We start from the raw sequence: 16506 nt of genomic DNA on the forward strand, positions 1-16506 counted from the left end.
CTTAACAGATATTGCCTGCTGAACTGGTAAGATCGAAACCGCCCACGTTGTTTTACGGGCGGTTTTTTCTTTTTAGGGGCGCGCCGCGCGCTATATGATGGCACCACTTTCCGACCTTTCCCTGATGACGCCTGTCATTGCAACCATCAACCACTTGCTGGCGCAAGAGCCGTGGGCGCGCCATCAGCTGGCCGTGCACGCCGGCAAGCTGGCTTGCATCGACACGGGCGCCGTGGCCCTGCGCCTGCGCGTCGACAGCGCCGGCATGCTGGAAGCTGTGCCGGCTGACATGCCGGCCAACGTCACCATCCGCGTAAAATTGTCCGACGTGCCGCTGATCCTGCAAAACCGCGAGCGGGCGTTTTCCTACGTCAAGATCGAAGGCGATGCCGAGTTTGCCAATGCGATTTCGCAATTGAGCAAGGGCTTGCGCTGGGAAGCCGAGCACGACCTGGAAAAGGTGGTCGGGCCCATGCTGGCCACGCGCCTCGTTGCCGGCGCGAAGGATGCGGCCGCGTTTGTGCGCACGGGCCAGCAAAAGCTGGCGGAAAACGTGGCCGAATATTTTCTCGACGAACAGCCCATGCTGATCCGTCCTTCCACCTTGCAAGAGTATTCCGCTGGCGTAACGCGCGTGCGCGATGACGTCGAACGCCTGGCCAAGCGCCTTGCCCGGCTGGAAAAGGCGGTCGCCGCCGTCCAGCCGCAGTCTTCCTCACCGGATTTGTCTACATGATATTGAAATTCCTGCGCCTGTTTAAAATCATCCGTGTTTCCATCAAGTACGGTCTGGATGAGATAGCGATTTCTGGTCTGCAAGTTCCCCGCACCGCCAAATTGATCGACACCCTGATTTTCTGGCGCGACCTGTCGTCGCCACGGGGCTTGCGCCTGCGCCTGGCGCTGGAAGAGCTGGGCCCGATTTTCGTCAAATTCGGCCAGGTGCTGTCGACCCGGCGCGACCTGATGCCGCTCGACATCGCCGAGGAACTGGCGCGCCTGCAAGACCGCGTGCCGCCTTTCGATTCCGACCTGGCCATCGCGCAAATCACCAAGTCGCTCGGTGCACACCCGGATCAGTTGTTTGCCCACTTCGAGCGCGAGCCGGTGGCGTCCGCCTCGATTGCCCAGGTGCACTTCGCCACCTTGAAAGATGGACGCGAAGTGGCCGTGAAGGTCTTGCGTCCAGGCATGAAAAAGCTGATCGACGAAGACGTGGCCCTGATGCACATCGCCGCCGACTGGACCAGTCGCCTGTGGGCCGACAGCAAGCGTTTGAAACCGAAAGAGGTAGTGGGCGAGTTCGACAAATATCTGCACGACGAGCTGGACCTGATGCGCGAGGCGGCCAACGCCAGCCAGCTGCGCCGTAATTTTGCCAACTCGGACTTGCTGCTGGTGCCGGAAATGCACTGGGATTACTGTTCCAGCAGCGTCATCGTCATGGAGCGGATGGTCGGCATTCCCGTGTCGCAAACGGAGCGCCTGGTGGCGGCCGGCGTGGATTTGCGCAAACTGTCCAGCGATGGCGTGGAGATTTTCTTCACGCAAGTGTTCCGCGACGGCTTTTTCCATGCGGACATGCACCCGGGCAATATTCTCGTGTCGATCGCGCCTGAATCGTTCGGCCGCTACATCGCGCTCGACTTCGGCATCGTCGGAACGTTGAACGACTACGACAAGGATTATCTGTCGCAAAACTTCCTCGCCTTCTTCCGCCGCGATTACAAACGCGTGGCCGAAGCGCACATTGAATCGGGCTGGGCGCCGAAAGACACCCGCGTCGATGAGCTGGAAGCGGCCGTGCGCGCCTGTTGCGAGCCGATCTTCGACCGTCCGCTGAAAGATATTTCTTTTGGGCAAGTGTTGCTGCGTTTGTTCCAGACCTCGCGCCGCTTCAACGTGGAAGTGCAGCCGCAACTGGTGCTGCTGCAAAAGACCCTGCTCAATATCGAAGGCCTGGGCCGCCAGCTGGACCCGGAACTGGACCTGTGGCAAACGGCCAAGCCCTACCTGGAAAAATGGATGAGCAACCAGGTGGGGCCGCAAGGCTTCATGGAGCGCCTGCGCGCCGAGGCGCCCCGTTATGCGCACATCTTCCCACAACTGCCGCGCTTGTTGCACCAGGCCTTGACCGTGCATGGCGAGCCGCGCGAAAACGATGTGGAATTGATGAAAACCTTGCTGGCGGAGCAACGCCAGACGAACCGCTTGCTGAGCTTTATCGTGTACTTCGTGGGCGCCTTCGCCCTCGGCGCGCTGGGCTTGCAAGTGTTCATGCGCTGGCATCAACTGCCGTTTTAAAGGCTGAGGACGTAAGTGATGGCTGACTTCAATTCCCGCGATCCGCTCTCGCCCGCCTTCTGGGACGAGCGTTTCGAAAAGCAATTTACGCCCTGGGACCACGGCGGCGTGCCGTCGCGCCTGCGCAGCTTCGTTGCCGGCAGCCCGGCGCCGCTGCGCTGCCTGATCCCCGGCTGCGGCTCGGCCTATGAGCTGGTTTTCATGCTCGATCACGGCTGGGATGCCACGGCCATCGACTTTTCGCCGGCCGCCGTGGCCGCCGCGCGGGCCGTCGTCGGCGAACGGGCAGGGCAGGTGGTGGAAGCCGATTTCTTTGCCTGGGAACCTGTTGCGTCGCTGGACCTGATCTATGAGCGGGCTTTTTTGTGCGCCATGCCGCGCGCCATGTGGCCGCAAGTGGCGGCCCGCTGGGCGCAGCTGTTGGCGCCGGGCGCCATGCTGGCCGGTTACTTTTTCTTTGACGACAATGCCAAGGGACCGCCATTTGGTATTTCAAAGGAGAAACTGCAGGAATTGCTGGCCCCGCATTTCGACTGCCTGGCCGATGAAGCCGTTGACGATTCCATCGCCGTCTTCGCCGGCAAGGAGCGCTGGATGAGCTGGCGCCGCCGGGCGGACTGAGGCGGACCGGTCAATTTCCGTTGAGGGCAAAGGAAAAGCTTTATAATTCAGGGTTTTTGATGATTTTCTCGGAGTAGAGATGCCGATTTACGCTTACCGTTGTGACGAGTGTGGTTTTGCCAAGGACGTCTTGCAAAAGATCTCCGATCCAGTACTGACGGTGTGCCTGTCGTGCGGCAAGCCCAGTTTCAAGAAACAATTGACGGCCGCCGGTTTCCAATTGAAGGGCACTGGCTGGTACGCGACCGATTTCCGCGGCGGCACGGCGCCCACCACGGCCATTCCGACGGGCCCGGCCGATAACGCCAAGCCTGCCCCGGCCGCCGAGAGCGCGCCTGCTGCCGCACCTGCGCCCGCCCCAGCTGCCACCGCGCCGAAAGCGGACTGAGCGCGCGCCGCGCCGATACGATCCATTACCGAGAAACTGATGCGTAAATACTTTATTACCGGATTACTGATTTTGGTGCCCCTGGCCATTACGGCCTGGGTCCTGAATCTGGTGATCAGCACGATGGACCAGTCGCTGTTGCTGGTGCCCGGCAGTACGCAGCCCAGCGTCTGGTTCGGCCACAAGGTTCCCGCGCTGAGCACCATTCCCGGCCTGGGCACGGTATTGACGGTGCTGATCGTGTTCTTCACGGGCTTGCTGACGAATAACCTGGTCGGCAATTACGTGGTGAAGCTGTGGGAAAAATTGCTGCAACGCATACCCATCGTCAATTCCCTGTATTCGAGCGTCAAGCAAGTGTCGGATACCCTGTTTTCCCCGTCGGGCAATGCGTTCCGCAAGGCCGTGCTGGTGCCGTATCCGCACCAGAACTCCTGGACCATCGCTTTCCTGACGGGCGTGCCGGGCGGCGATGCGGCGAACCACCTGGTGGGCGACTTTGTCAGCGTGTATGTGCCGACGACGCCGAACCCGACATCGGGCTTTTTCCTGATGATGAAGCGCAGCGATGTCGTCGAACTCGACATGAGCGTCGATGCGGCGCTCAAATATATCGTCTCGATGGGCGTGGTGGCGCCTGCGGAAGTTGTTGCTGTACCGGCCCCGGCAGCCAAAGAATAAAGGCAGGCGTCCCATACGGGACGTGGCCGGATTGAACACTCACTAACCTGAACTGAGAATTTTATGTCTATGCGTACTGAATACTGCGGCCTCGTTACCGAAGCCATGCTGGGACAAACCGTCAGCCTGTGCGGCTGGGTACATCGCCGCCGCGACCACGGCAGCCTGATTTTCATCGACTTGCGCGACCGTGAAGGCCTGGTGCAAATCGTCTGCAACCCGGAACAAGCGGAAATGTTCAAGGTCGCCGAAGCCGTGCGCAACGAATTCTGCCTGCGCGTGACGGGCGTCGTGACCAACCGTATCGAAGGCACGATCAACAACAACCTGAAGTCGGGCAAGATCGAAGTGGTCTGCTCGGAGCTGGAAGTGCTGAACCCTTCCGTGCCCGTGCCGTTCCAGCTGGACGACGACAACCTGTCGGAAACGACGCGCCTGACGCACCGCGTGCTGGACCTGCGCCGCCCGCAAATGCAAAACAACCTGCGACTGCGTTACAAAGTGACGATGGAAGTGCGCAAGTACCTCGACGCGCTGGGCTTCATCGACATCGAAACGCCGATGCTGACCAAGTCGACGCCAGAAGGCGCGCGCGATTACCTGGTGCCATCGCGCGTCAACGCGGGCAGCTTCTTCGCCTTGCCGCAATCGCCACAGTTGTTCAAGCAACTGTTGATGGTCGCTAACTTCGACCGTTACTACCAGATCACCAAGTGCTTCCGCGACGAAGACCTGCGCGCGGACCGCCAGCCTGAATTCACGCAGATCGATTGCGAAACCTCGTTCCTGACGGAACAGGAAATCCGCGACCTGTTCGAAGACATGATCCGCGTCGTCTTCAAGAACACCCTGGACATCGACCTGCCGAACCCGTTCCCGGTAATGGATTTCGCCGAAGCGATGGGCCTGTACGGTTCCGACAAGCCGGACATGCGCGTCAAGCTGGCCTTCACGGATTTGACGGAAGTCATGAAATCGGTCGAGTTCAAGGTCTTCAACGGCGCCGCCAACATGAAAGGCGGCCGCGTGGTTGCCCTGCGCGTACCGCAAGGCGGCAGCATGCCCCGTTCGGAAATCGACGCCTACACCCAGTTCGTCGCCATCTACGGCGCCAAGGGCCTCGCTTACATCAAGGTCAACGAGAAAGCCAAGGGTCCTGAAGGCTTGCAGTCGCCGATCGTCAAGTTCCTGCCTGCCGACGTGCTGGCCACCATCCTTGAGCAGACCGGTGCGCAAGACGGCGACCTGATCTTCTTCGGCGCCGACAAGGCCAAGGTCGTCAACGACGCCATCGGCGCGCTGCGCGTGAAAATCGGTCACAGCGAGTTCGGCAAGAAAGCCGGCCTGTTCGAAGACGTGTGGAAGCCATTGTGGGTGGTCGACTTCCCGATGTTCGAGCACGACGAAGAAGCGGACCGCTGGACGGCGACCCACCATCCATTCACGGCGCCAAAAGACGGCCATGAAGACATGCTGGAAAGCGATCCGGGCGCCTGCATCGCCAAGGCCTACGACATGGTCTTGAACGGCTGGGAACTGGGCGGCGGTTCGATCCGTATCCACCGCGAAGAAGTGCAGTCGAAAGTGTTCCGCGCACTGAAGATCGATGCCGAAGAAGCGCAGCTGAAGTTCGGCTTCCTGCTCGACGCCCTGCAATACGGCGCGCCACCGCATGGCGGCCTGGCATTCGGCCTGGACCGTATCGTGACCATGATGACGGGGTCCGAATCGATCCGCGACGTGATCGCCTTCCCGAAAACCCAGCGCGCGCAAGATTTGTTGACCCATGCGCCGTCGGAAGTGGACGAGAAGCAACTGCGCGAACTGCACATCCGTTTGCGCAGCGCCGAGCCAAAAGTAGTGTAATGAAGCATGCGGCTGCCCCGGTGGCCGCTGTTTGATCCACTATGCAAAAAAAGGCGCTGTCGTGGCGCCTTTTTCATTGTTGATATGACTCATAAAATTCCTGTTTCCGTGCTGGTCGTCATTCATACGGCTGACCTTGACGTCTTGCTCATCGAACGCGCGGGCCAGCCCGGTTTCTGGCAATCGGTGACGGGTTCCGTCGATGCCGTCGATGAACCGCTGCTGCAGACGGCCGCGCGCGAACTGTTCGAGGAAACCGGCATCGTTGCTGATGGACACGATATCGTGCTGCGCGACTGGAACCTGTCGAACGTGTACGAGATCTATCCGATCTGGCGCCACCGCTATGCGCCCGGCGTGACGCGCAACACGGAACACGTGTTCAGCGTGCAAGTGCCGCGCGATATCGCCATCACCCTGAGTCCGCGCGAACACTTGCAGTACGCGTGGTTGCCGTACCTGGCGGCGGCCGACCGCTGTTTCTCGTCGTCCAACGCGGAAGCGATTTTGCAATTGCCAGCCATGACGGGCCTGGCGCGTCCCACCTGATTTTCCTAGAAAGCATTCCATGTTGAACTGGTTACATTTGACTGCACAGCAAAAACTGCTGGGCACCCTGGGCATCGTTTTTTGCCTGTGCTTTATCTTCCTGCTGTTCAGTTCCACCGTGCCCGGCCGTACGCCACCGATCGGCATGCCGCTGATGGCCATCGGCTGGCTGCTGCACCCGGGCGCGTTTGCCAAGGGCAAGCGCACCGTGGCCTGGCGCGGCGCGCCGTTGCTGGTCAAGATCGTCTGGGCGGCTGGTATCACCGCGCTGCTCGTCAGCGTGACGGCGGGCGTGGGACGCATGCTGGCCTGAACACGCGATAGCGAACGATTACCCGGCAACATTTTGATATGAATAACAACGTCAGCGATGACGAGAGGATGGCATGCTGAATTGGTCTCAACTTTCTTTACGGCAGCGCATGATCAGTGTGCTATTCCTGTCCTGGGTGTTGGGCAGCCTGTATGCCGTCTGTTTCCCGGAGCAGCCGCATGCCAGTTTTCCGCAGGCGGGCTTGCCCTTGTTGATGCTGGGATTTTTGCTGCATCCGCGTTTCTTCGCTGGCGGACGCGGACCGTTCAGCTGGAGCAGCGCGCCCAGTTTGATAAAGGGCTTGTGGGTGACAGGCGCCATCGTCGGCAGCATCAGTGCCGCTAGTAGTCTGCTGCTGTCGGCTGCAGGCAAATAAAGCTGCCGTAGGTGCGCACGCGCACCTACGCTGGCGCCGCGCGGGGCCCGTCTGGGAGTAGAATCAATGCATGAAAATCCGCGTAGCAACTTATAATATTCACAAGGGTGTCTCCTCCGTGCGAGGCTTGCCCCGCGTACATGCTTTAAAACAGGCGATTGCCCTGTTTCATGCCGATGTCGTCTTTTTGCAGGAAGTGCAAGGCAAGCACGACCGCAATGCGGCCCGCTATGGCGCCGAGAAAAATGGCCACAAGCATTGGCCGGAAGCGTCGCAGCACGAGTTCTTTGCCGGCGCCGAGCACCATTCCGCGTATGGCATGAATGCCGTGTACGATCACGGCCACCATGGCAATGCGTTGCTCAGCAAGTTTCCCATCGCCTCGCAAACCAACCACGACGTCTCCGACCATGCCTACGAGCAGCGCGGCATCCTGCATTGCGTGCTCAAGACGCCGCAGGCCGATGTGCACTGCTATGTCGTTCACCTGGGCCTGTTCGAGTCGGGACGGGGCCGCCAGACGCAGGCGCTGATCGACGCCGTGATGGAATCGGCGCCCGATGGCGAGCCCGTCATCATTGCCGGCGATTTCAACGACTGGCGCAACACGCTCAGCGACAAGCTGCGCAATGCGCTGGGTGTGGTCGAGGTATTCGACCAGCGCGCGTCGAACTCGGCCTTGGGTGACCTGGTGCGCACCCTGGCGCGGCGCCAGACGAAAACGCCGATCCCCGTGCCGGCGCGCACCTTTCCCGCCGCCTTGCCGTGGTTCCGCCTGGACCGCATCTATGTGCGCGGTTTCCACGTGGAAGGCGCGCAAGTGATGCATGGCACCCTGTGGGCAAAACTGTCGGACCACGCGCCGATCGTTGCTGCTTTGAAACTCGCGTAGACTGCCGGCATGCGTACAGTCAATTTCATCGCCCACAACGACATCAAGCTGCTGTATTGCGGCACCGATTACTTTCCTGCGCTGATCGCGGCCATCGACGGCGCGCGCTCGGAAGTCTATTTCGAAACGTATATCTTTGCCGACGACGCGACGGGCACCCTGGTGCTCGACGCGCTCAAGCGTGCCGCCGCGCGCGGCGTGCTCGTGTGCATGATCACGGACTGGTTCGGCACGGGCAACCGCCGGGTCAATGCCATGCATGCGCAACTGGAAGCGGCCGGCGTGCACCACCGCATCTTCAACCCGTGGTTCCGGCGCGGCATCACGCGCACGCACCGCAAGATCTGCGTGGCCGATGGCGAGATCGCGCTGGTGGGCGGCATCAATATCAATGATGACATGTTTTGCGACTACGACCACAACATCAGCCTGGAAGCGCCGCGCTGGGATTTCGCCGTGCAGGTGAAGGGCCCGCTGGTCGACGCCATCCACGAAGAAGTGCAGGCGCAGTGGGCGCGATTGGGCAAGATGAATCTGGTGCGGCGTATCAAGCTGTACCGCAAGATGCGCGTCGTCAGCAAGGAGCTGGCAAAAAATCCCGTCGTGGCCGGCTTTGTCGTGCGCGACAACCTGCGCAACCGCCGCACCATCCAGCGCGCCTACCTGCAGGCGCTGGGCCAGGCGCGGAAAAGCGTGATGCTGGCAAACCCGTATTTCGCGCCCGGACACAAGCTGCGCCACGCCCTGGCCCAGGCGGCCCAGCGGGGCGTCGACGTGGTGCTGCTGATCGGCGTGGGCGAATTCCGCATGCAGGATGCCGTGGCGCACTCGTTTTATCCGAAACTGCTGGCCGCCGGGGTGAAAATCGTCGAATACCGCAAGACGCAATTGCACGCCAAGGTGGCCGTCGTCGATGACGACTGGGCGACGGTGGGCTCCAGCAATATTGACGCGCTGAGCCTGTTCCTGAACCAGGAAGCGAACGTGGTGATCAAGGACGTGGCCTTCGCGCAAAGCTTGCGCCAGCATATCGAGCAGGGCGTGGCCGACGGCATCGTCATTCACCAGGACGATTTCAAGCACATCGGCCGCTTCCGGCGCATCGGCTATGAAGCCGCGTTCCTCGCGTACCGGCTGGTGATGCGCATTTTTTCAGTAGGCAAGTACGCATGAGCGAGATGACAACGGTAAGGCTGGACAAATGGCTGTGGGCGGCGCGCTTCTTCAAGACGCGCTCGCTGGCCAGCGAAGCTGTCGACACGGGCAAGGTCAAAGTGGGCGGCGAGCGCGTGAAACCGGCGCGCAGCGTGCGCGTGGGCGACGAGCTGGCCATCGACAATGGCGCGGAGACGTGGGAAGTGGCTGTGCTGGGCCTGTCCGACAAGCGCGGCGCTGCGCCCGTGGCGCGCCTGCTGTATGCGGAAACGCTGGCCAGCATCGCCGGCCGCGAGCAGCTGGCCGAGGAGCGCAAGCTGTTCCGCGAGCCGGGCACCACCATCAAGGGGCGGCCGACCAAGCGCGACCGCCGTCAACTGAACAAGGCAGGCGGCCTCGACTGAGGCACGCTGGCACTCAGGCGGCAGGGCTGCGCACCGCTTTTGCCTGCCTGAAATCGCTACAAACACGCGGCTAAAAAATGCTGCGCCGCATCAATAGAACACCGGCTCTAAAGTTCCCGTTTGACTTTTACGTGGTAGTGGATAATAGTACGAGCGTTCGGATTTTTTCGAAGCGTGCTTTTTTTACCCTCGCTTCAGTCCGCCAGATCGGCAACATCACTTTGAGAACGGACCTCTTGAATACTTCAGTCAAATTCATGCGCAAGGGCGAACTGACCCGTGCAGCCATCCTCGACGTGGCGCTGGACCTGTCCAGCCGCGACGGCCTGGAAGGCCTGACCATCGGGCTGCTTGCGGACAAAATGAACATGAGCAAGTCGGGCGTGTTTGCCCACTTTGGCTCGCGCGAAGACTTGCAGATGGAAGTGCTGAAGCTCTACCACTATCGTTTCGAGCAAGAAGTCTTTTTCCCCAGCATGAAAGAACCACGCGGCATCCAGCGCCTGCAATCGATGTTTGCGCGCTGGGTCAAGCGGGTCAGCGTGGAAATCGCTTCCGGCTGCATCTATATCAGCGGCGCCGTTGAGTATGACGACCGTCCCGGTCCCATCCGCGAGGCCCTCGTGGCCATGGTGCGGGCCTGGCAGGGCGCGCTGCTGCGCTGTGTCGAGCAATCGATCGCCACGGGCGACCTGAAAGCGGACACGGACGCGCAGCAGCTGGTGTACGAGATGTATGGCCTGATCCTGGCCCTGCATCACGACGCGCGCTTCCTGCGCGTGCCGGGCAGCATCGAACGGGCGCAAGCGGGCTTTATCCGCCTGCTGGCGTCGTACCAGAATTCCGTCACAAGCAAATAAGCCGTCAGGCAGTATCCGCAACAACGCACACGCACTTACAAGTACAACACTTTAGCTAATCGCCTTCAGGAGAAAATTATGGGTCAATACGTCGCGCCAATCCGGGATATGCAATTCGTCCTGCATGAGTTCCTGCAAGTGGAAGAAGAACTGAAGCAAATGCCGTCGTATGCCGACGTCGACGCCGACATCATCAACCAGGTGCTGGAAGAGGGCGGCAAATTCACTTCCGAAGTACTGTTCCCGCTGAACCACTCCGGCGACCGCGAAGGCTGCCACCACGACCCGGTCACGAAAAGCGTGACCACGCCTAAAGGTTTTAAAGAAGCCTACAAGCAGTACGTCGAAGGCGGCTGGGCGGCACTGGCTTGCGATCCGGAATACGGCGGCCAGGGCTTGCCTGTCGTGCTGAACAATTCTTTCTATGAAATGCTGAACTCGTCGAACCAGGCCTGGTCCATGTACCCGGGCCTGTCGCACGGCGCCTACGAGTGCCTGAAGGAACACGGCACCGACCACCAGAAGGAAGTGTACCTGCCGAAACTGGTGTCGGGCGAGTGGACGGGCACCATGTGCCTGACCGAACCGCACTGCGGCACCGACCTGGGCCTGCTGCGCTCGAAAGCGCTGCCTGAGGCGGACGGTTCCTGGACCATCACCGGCAACAAGATCTTCATCTCGGCCGGCGAGCACGACATGGCGGAAAACATCCTGCACCTGGTGCTGGCCCGCGTGCCGGACGCGCCGGAAGGCTCGAAAGGCATCTCGCTGTTCCTGGTGCCGAAATTCCTGCCGAACGCGGATGGCACGGTCGGCGAACGCAACCCGATCACCTGCGGCGCCATCGAAGAAAAAATGGGCATCCACGGCAATTCGACCTGCCAGATGAACCTGGACGGCGCGAAAGGCTGGATCATCGGCCAGCCGAACAAGGGCTTGAACGCCATGTTCGTCTTCATGAACGCGGCCCGTCTGGGCGTGGGCATGCAGTCGCTGGGCCTGACGGAAATCGCTTACCAGAACGCGCTGATCTACGCCAAGGACCGCACGCAAATGCGTTCGCTGTCGGGCATCAAGAACCCGGAACTGCCGGCCGACCGCATCATCGTGCACCCTGACGTGCGCCGCATGCTGCTGACGGGCAAAGCCTACGCCGAAGGCGCGCGCGCTTTCACCTCGTACGTGGCGCTGCAGATCGACCGCGAACTGCACCACCCGGACGCCGACGTGCGCAAGGAAGCGGCCGACGAAGTGGCGCTGCTGACCCCTGTCATCAAGGCCTTCATTACCGACAACGCTTGGATCGCCACCTCGGACGCGATGCAAGTGTTCGGCGGCCACGGCTACATCTCGGAATGGGGCATGGAGCAGTATGTGCGCGACGCGCGCATCAACATGATCTACGAAGGCACGAACACGATCCAGTCGCTGGACCTGTTGGGCCGCAAGATCCTCGGCGACAACGGCGCCAAGCTGCGCAAGTTCGGCGAAAAGATCAAGGCTTTCGTCGAAGACAACGGCACCGATGAAGCGATGAGCGAATTCGTCACGCCACTGGGCGACCTGGGCGACAAAGTCACCAAGCTGACCATGGAAATCGGCATGAAGGCCTTCCAGAACCCTGACGAAGTGGGCGCGGCATGCGTGCCTTACCTGCGCGTCGTCGGCCACATGATCTACAGCTACCTGTTCGCACAGATGGCCAAGATCGCCCTCGAAAAAGAATCCAGCGGCGACAAGTTCTACACCGCCAAACTGGCTACCGCACGTTTCTACTTCGCCCGCTTGCAGCCTGAAACGGCAACCCTGATCCGTCAGGCGCGTTCCGGTTCGGCCAACCTGATGGCACTCGACGCAGACCTGTTCTAAGACTTGAGGAAAATATGACCAATTTCATCGTTAAAAAAGTAGCCGTCCTCGGCGCCGGCGTGATGGGCGCGCAGATCGCCGCCCATTGCATCAACGCGAAAGTGCCGGTCGTGCTGTTCGACCTGCCAGCAAAAGAAGGTCCAAAGAATGGCATCGTGCTGCGCGCCATCGAGAACCTGAAAAAGCTGTCGCCTGCCCCGCTGGGCAACAAGGATGACGCCGCGCTGATCCAGGTCGCCAACTACGAAGACAACCTGGACCTGCTGGCCGGTTGCGACCTGATCATCGAAGCCATCGCCGAGCGCATGGACTGGAAACACGACCTGTACCAGAAGGTGGCCCCGCACATCGGCCCGAACGCGATCTTCGCCTCGAACACCTCGGGCCTGTCGATCACCAAGCTGGCCGAAGGCTTCGACGCCGACCTGAAATCGCGCTACTGCGGCGTGCACTTCTTCAACCCGCCGCGCTATATGCACCTGGTCGAAATCATCCCGACCGAGTTCACCAAGCCTGAAATCAGCGACCAGCTGGAAGGCTTCTTGACCACCACCCTGGGCAAGGGCGTGGTACGCGCCAAGGATACGCCGAACTTCATCGCCAACCGCGTTGGCGTATTCGGCATCCTGGCCATCGTGCACGAAGCTGAAAAATTCGGCCTGTCCGTGGACGTCGTCGATGATTTGACGGGCGCCAAGCTGGGCCGCGCCAAGTCGGGCACCTTCCGCACGGCGGACGTGGTCGGCCTGGACACCATGGGCCATGTGATCAAGACCATGCAGGACTATCTGCCGAACGATCCGTTCGCCGCCGTCTACAAGACGCCGGAAGTGCTGGCCAAGCTGGTGGAAAAAGGCGCGCTGGGCCAGAAGAGCGGCGCAGGCTTCTACAAGAAGGTCGGCAAGGAAATTCAACGCCTGGACTTCGCAACCGGTGAATACGTGGCCGGCGGCGCCAAGGCTGCCGACATCATCGCCCGCATCCTGAAGGAAAAGGATCCGGTCAAGAAGATGAAGGCGCTGCGCGAATCGACGAACCCGCAAGGCCAGTTCCTGTGGGCGATCTTCCGCGACGCTTTCCACTACATCGCCATCCACCTCGACACCGTGGCCGACAATGCGCGTGACATCGACTTCGCCATGCGCTGGGGCTTCGGCTGGAACGTCGGTCCGTTTGAAACGTGGCAGGCATCGAACTGGCTGCAAGTGGCCAACTGGGTCAAGGAAGACATCGACGCCGGCCACGCGCTGTGCAACGCACCGCTGCCAGCCTGGGTCTTCGAAGGTCCGGTTGCAGACAAGGGCGGCGTGCATACGCCGGAAGGTTCGTACTCCGCCGTGTCGAACAGCTTCGTGCCACGTTCGACCCTGTCCGTATATGACCGCCAGCCATTCCGCGCGCCCGTCCTGGGCAGCGGTGCCATCGACGGCAAGACCGCCGGCACCACCGTCTTCGAAGACGAATCCGTGCGCGTCTGGCATACGGGCGACGACGTTCTGATCATCTCGTTCAAGACCAAGATGCACGTGATCGGCGAGGGCGTCATCAATGGCCTGAAACTGGCCTTGGCCGAAGCCGAGAAGAACTTCAAGGGCCTGGTGATCTGGCACGCCGACGCAGCCGAAGGCGGCGCGTTCTCGGCCGGCGCCGACCTGCAATCGGCCCTGCCGGCGTTCATGCAAGGCGGCGTGAAAGCCGTCGATCCGATCATCGCCGAACTGCAGAACACCTTCATGTCGCTGAAATACGCGAACGTGCCGGTGATCGCCGCGGTCGCTGGCCTGGCACTGGGCGGCGGTTGCGAACTGGCCCTGCACGCATCGAAGCGCGTGGCCTCGATCGAGTCGTACATTGGCCTGGTGGAAGTGGGCGTGGGCCTGATTCCTGCCGGCGGCGGCTTGAAGGAAGCGGCGCAGCGCGCCTTCAAGGAAGCCAAGGGTAACGACATCCTGCAATTCCTGAAAACGGGCTTCACCAATGCAGCCACCGCCAACGTGTCGAAATCGGCGCTGGAAGCGAAGAAGATGGGCTACCTGAAGGAAGACGACGTGATCGTGTTCAACGCCTACGAGCTGCTGCACGTGGCCAAGGTCGAAGCACGCGCCATGTTCGACGCCGGCTTCCGTCCAGCGCTCCCATCGCTGATCCAGGTCACGGGCCGTTACGGCTGGGGCACCATCAAGGCGCAGCTGGTCAACATGCGCGACGGCGGCTTCATTTCGGCGCACGATTTCAAGCTGGGCGAGATGATCGCCGAGATCGTATCGGGCGGCGACGTGGACCAGGGCAGCTTCGTCAGCGAACAGTGGCTGCTGGATATGGAACGCAAGGCATTCCTGGAGCTGTTGAACCATCCGAAAACCCAGGAACGGATCATGGGCATGATGCAAACCGGTAAGCCGGTACGCAACTAAGCCTGACGTCGATGACGATCCTGTCCATTATTTTTAAAGTATTGCTGCGCGTGAGGCCAAGCATGGTGTATGACCGTATCAAACAACAGATGATGGACACCTTGCCCTTCGTGCGGCTGCTGGGGATCAGCATCGACGACATCGGCGCCGGCACCTCGAAGGTGTCGATGCCGGAAGATCCAAAACTGAATAATCACCTGGGCACGCAGCATGCGGGCGCCTTGTTTACCCTGGCCGAAACGGCTTCCGGCGCGGCCATGGCTGGCGGCTTCGCCGAGCTGATACTGGGCTTGCGCCCGGTGGCCAAGGAGTCGCGCATCCAGTACCAGAAGGTGGCCCGGGGCGCGACGCGCGCCGAAGGCCGGGTACCGGGCGACCTGGCTGCCTTGAAGGCGCAGCTGGCGCAGGACGGCAAGGTGGCGTTTCCCGTGGCAGTCGATATTTTCGACGCCGAAGGCACGCTGGCGGCACAGGTGACGGTGGACTGGTATTTGTCGCGGAAGCGATAGGCCAGCATCCCGGACATTCGACAGAACACGAACCTCGTTCAACATCTTTGAAAGAAAAAAATGAGCAAACAACTTCAAGACGCGTACATCGTCTCTGCAACCCGCACCCCGATCGGCAAGGCGCCGCGCGGCATGTTCAAGAACACCCGCCCGGACGACCTGCTGGTGCGCGTGCTGCAATCGGCCCTGGCGCAAGCGCCTGGCCTCGACCCGGCTTTGATCACCGACGCCATCATCGGCTGCTCGTTCCCGGAAGCGGAGCAGGGCTTCAACATCGCGCGTAACTCGGTGCTGCTGGCCGGCTTGCCGAAAACCGTCGGCGGCGTCACCGTCAACCGTTATTGCGCTTCGGGCATCACGGCGATTGCCATGGCGGCCGACCGCATCCGCGTGGGCGAAGCCGACGTCATGATCGCCGGCGGCATCGAATCGATGTCGATGGTGCCGATGATGGGCCACCACCCATCGATGAACCTGGACATGTTCAGCGACGAGAACATCGGCATGGCTTACGGCATGGGCCTGACGGCCGAAAAAGTGGCGCAGCAATGGAAAGTGTCACGCGAACAGCAGGACGCGTTCTCCGTTGAATCGCACCGCCGCGCCATCGCCGCGCAGCAAGCCGGTTTCTTCAAGGCGGAAACGACGCCAGTGGAAATCATCACGCGCACGCCGAACCTGGCCACCGGCCAGGTCAATGTAACGCGCCGCACCGTCGACACGGACGAAGGCGCGCGCGCCGATTCGTCGATGGAGTCGCTGGCAAAACTGAAGCCTGTGTTCGCCGCCAAGGGTTCCGTCACGGCCGCCAACAGCTCGCAGATGTCCGACGGCGCCGGTGCGCTGTTGATCGTCAGCGAAAAAATCCTGCGCGAGCACAACCTGACCCCGCTGGCGAAATTCTCCTCGTTCGCCGTGCGCGGCGTGCCGCCGGAAATCATGGGCATCGGTCCTAAATTCGCCATTCCCGCAGCCTGCGCCGCCGCCGGCATCACGCAAGACCAGCTGGACTGGATCGAGCTGAACGAAGCGTTTGCCGCGCAAGCCCTGGCCGTCATCGGCGACCTGGGCCTGGACCCATCGAAGGTCAATCCGATGGGCGGCGCGATCGCCCTGGGCCACCCGCTGGGCGCGACCGGTGCCATCCGCGCCGCCACCGTGATCCACGCACTGCAGCGCACCAAGCAGAAGTACGGCATGGTCACGATGTGCGTCGGTGCGGGCATGGGCGCGGCAGGTATTTTCGAACGCGTCTAAGTTCGACGGGCTAAAGCAATAAAACAGGGCGCTGCGGGATTACCCCGG

General features: G+C 61.2%; 17 protein-coding genes. All 17 read left to right on the plus strand.

The window, feature by feature from the left end; translation table 11 throughout:
• The first annotated feature begins 97 nt into the window (after positions 1-97).
• The 17 genes from AC4BCN_RS03995 (at position 98) to AC4BCN_RS04075 (ending at position 16458) form a co-directional block, all read left to right on the plus strand.
• Positions 98-736: a ubiquinone biosynthesis accessory factor UbiJ gene (locus tag AC4BCN_RS03995; RefSeq protein ID WP_490493572.1), complete on the plus strand. Its 639-nt coding sequence runs from the start codon at positions 98-100 to the stop codon at positions 734-736.
• Complete coding sequence (gene ubiB / locus AC4BCN_RS04000; RefSeq protein WP_128141126.1) at positions 733-2304, plus strand: ubiquinone biosynthesis regulatory protein kinase UbiB; 1572 nt, start codon at positions 733-735, stop codon at positions 2302-2304. The genes AC4BCN_RS03995 and ubiB overlap by 4 nt, the downstream gene beginning before the upstream one ends.
• Before the next feature lie 18 nt (positions 2305-2322).
• On the plus strand, positions 2323-2925 hold the full coding sequence (locus tag AC4BCN_RS04005; protein ID WP_490492617.1) for a methyltransferase: 603 nt from the start codon (positions 2323-2325) through the stop codon (positions 2923-2925).
• A 79-nt stretch (positions 2926-3004) separates the two neighbouring features.
• A complete protein-coding gene (locus tag AC4BCN_RS04010) occupies positions 3005-3313 on the plus strand; it encodes an FmdB family zinc ribbon protein (RefSeq protein WP_070221636.1) in 309 nt (102 codons plus the stop codon).
• A 39-nt stretch (positions 3314-3352) separates the two neighbouring features.
• The gene (locus AC4BCN_RS04015; RefSeq protein ID WP_034753372.1) at positions 3353-3994 is read left to right on the plus strand and encodes a DUF502 domain-containing protein; all 642 of its coding nucleotides are present in this window, start codon (positions 3353-3355) and stop codon (positions 3992-3994) included.
• Positions 3995-4063: 69 nt separating this feature from the next.
• Positions 4064-5860, plus strand: a complete 1797-nt coding sequence (gene aspS / locus AC4BCN_RS04020) for an aspartate--tRNA ligase (protein WP_035824170.1) — start codon at positions 4064-4066, stop codon at positions 5858-5860.
• An 84-nt stretch (positions 5861-5944) separates the two neighbouring features.
• Positions 5945-6409, plus strand: a complete 465-nt coding sequence (nudB, locus tag AC4BCN_RS04025; RefSeq protein ID WP_046682129.1) for a dihydroneopterin triphosphate diphosphatase — start codon at positions 5945-5947, stop codon at positions 6407-6409.
• A gap of 19 nt (positions 6410-6428) precedes the next feature.
• Positions 6429-6722 carry a hypothetical protein gene (locus tag AC4BCN_RS04030; RefSeq protein ID WP_072457749.1) on the plus strand — a complete coding sequence of 98 codons (294 nt, stop codon included), beginning with the start codon at positions 6429-6431 and terminating at the stop codon, positions 6720-6722.
• 109 nt (positions 6723-6831) lie between these two features.
• Positions 6832-7098, plus strand: a complete 267-nt coding sequence (locus AC4BCN_RS04035; RefSeq protein ID WP_070305354.1) for a hypothetical protein — start codon at positions 6832-6834, stop codon at positions 7096-7098.
• A gap of 70 nt (positions 7099-7168) precedes the next feature.
• Positions 7169-7990, plus strand: coding sequence for an endonuclease/exonuclease/phosphatase family protein (locus AC4BCN_RS04040; protein WP_034753381.1), 822 nt, complete (start codon positions 7169-7171; stop codon positions 7988-7990).
• 9 nt (positions 7991-7999) lie between these two features.
• Positions 8000-9163, plus strand: coding sequence for a cardiolipin synthase ClsB (clsB, locus tag AC4BCN_RS04045; RefSeq protein WP_034753382.1), 1164 nt, complete (start codon positions 8000-8002; stop codon positions 9161-9163).
• Complete coding sequence (locus tag AC4BCN_RS04050) at positions 9160-9549, plus strand: RNA-binding S4 domain-containing protein (RefSeq protein ID WP_128141130.1); 390 nt, start codon at positions 9160-9162, stop codon at positions 9547-9549. The genes clsB and AC4BCN_RS04050 overlap by 4 nt, the downstream gene beginning before the upstream one ends.
• Positions 9550-9806: 257 nt before the next feature.
• On the plus strand, positions 9807-10409 hold the full coding sequence (locus tag AC4BCN_RS04055) for a TetR/AcrR family transcriptional regulator (protein WP_034753385.1): 603 nt from the start codon (positions 9807-9809) through the stop codon (positions 10407-10409).
• A 78-nt stretch (positions 10410-10487) separates the two neighbouring features.
• Positions 10488-12278 carry an acyl-CoA dehydrogenase C-terminal domain-containing protein gene (locus AC4BCN_RS04060; RefSeq protein WP_034753387.1) on the plus strand — a complete coding sequence of 597 codons (1791 nt, stop codon included), beginning with the start codon at positions 10488-10490 and terminating at the stop codon, positions 12276-12278.
• A 14-nt stretch (positions 12279-12292) separates the two neighbouring features.
• Positions 12293-14692 (plus strand): 3-hydroxyacyl-CoA dehydrogenase/enoyl-CoA hydratase family protein, encoded by a 2400-nt coding sequence (locus AC4BCN_RS04065; protein ID WP_490492618.1) that lies wholly within the window; start codon positions 12293-12295, stop codon positions 14690-14692.
• A gap of 62 nt (positions 14693-14754) precedes the next feature.
• A complete protein-coding gene (locus AC4BCN_RS04070) occupies positions 14755-15201 on the plus strand; it encodes a PaaI family thioesterase (RefSeq protein WP_490492619.1) in 447 nt (148 codons plus the stop codon).
• Between the two features lie 60 nt (positions 15202-15261).
• Entirely contained in the window at positions 15262-16458 is a 1197-nt protein-coding gene (locus AC4BCN_RS04075) for an acetyl-CoA C-acyltransferase (RefSeq protein ID WP_139092196.1), read from the plus strand.
• Positions 16459-16506: the final 48 nt, after the last annotated feature.

This window comes from Janthinobacterium sp. Bl 1 (assembly GCF_058215535.1).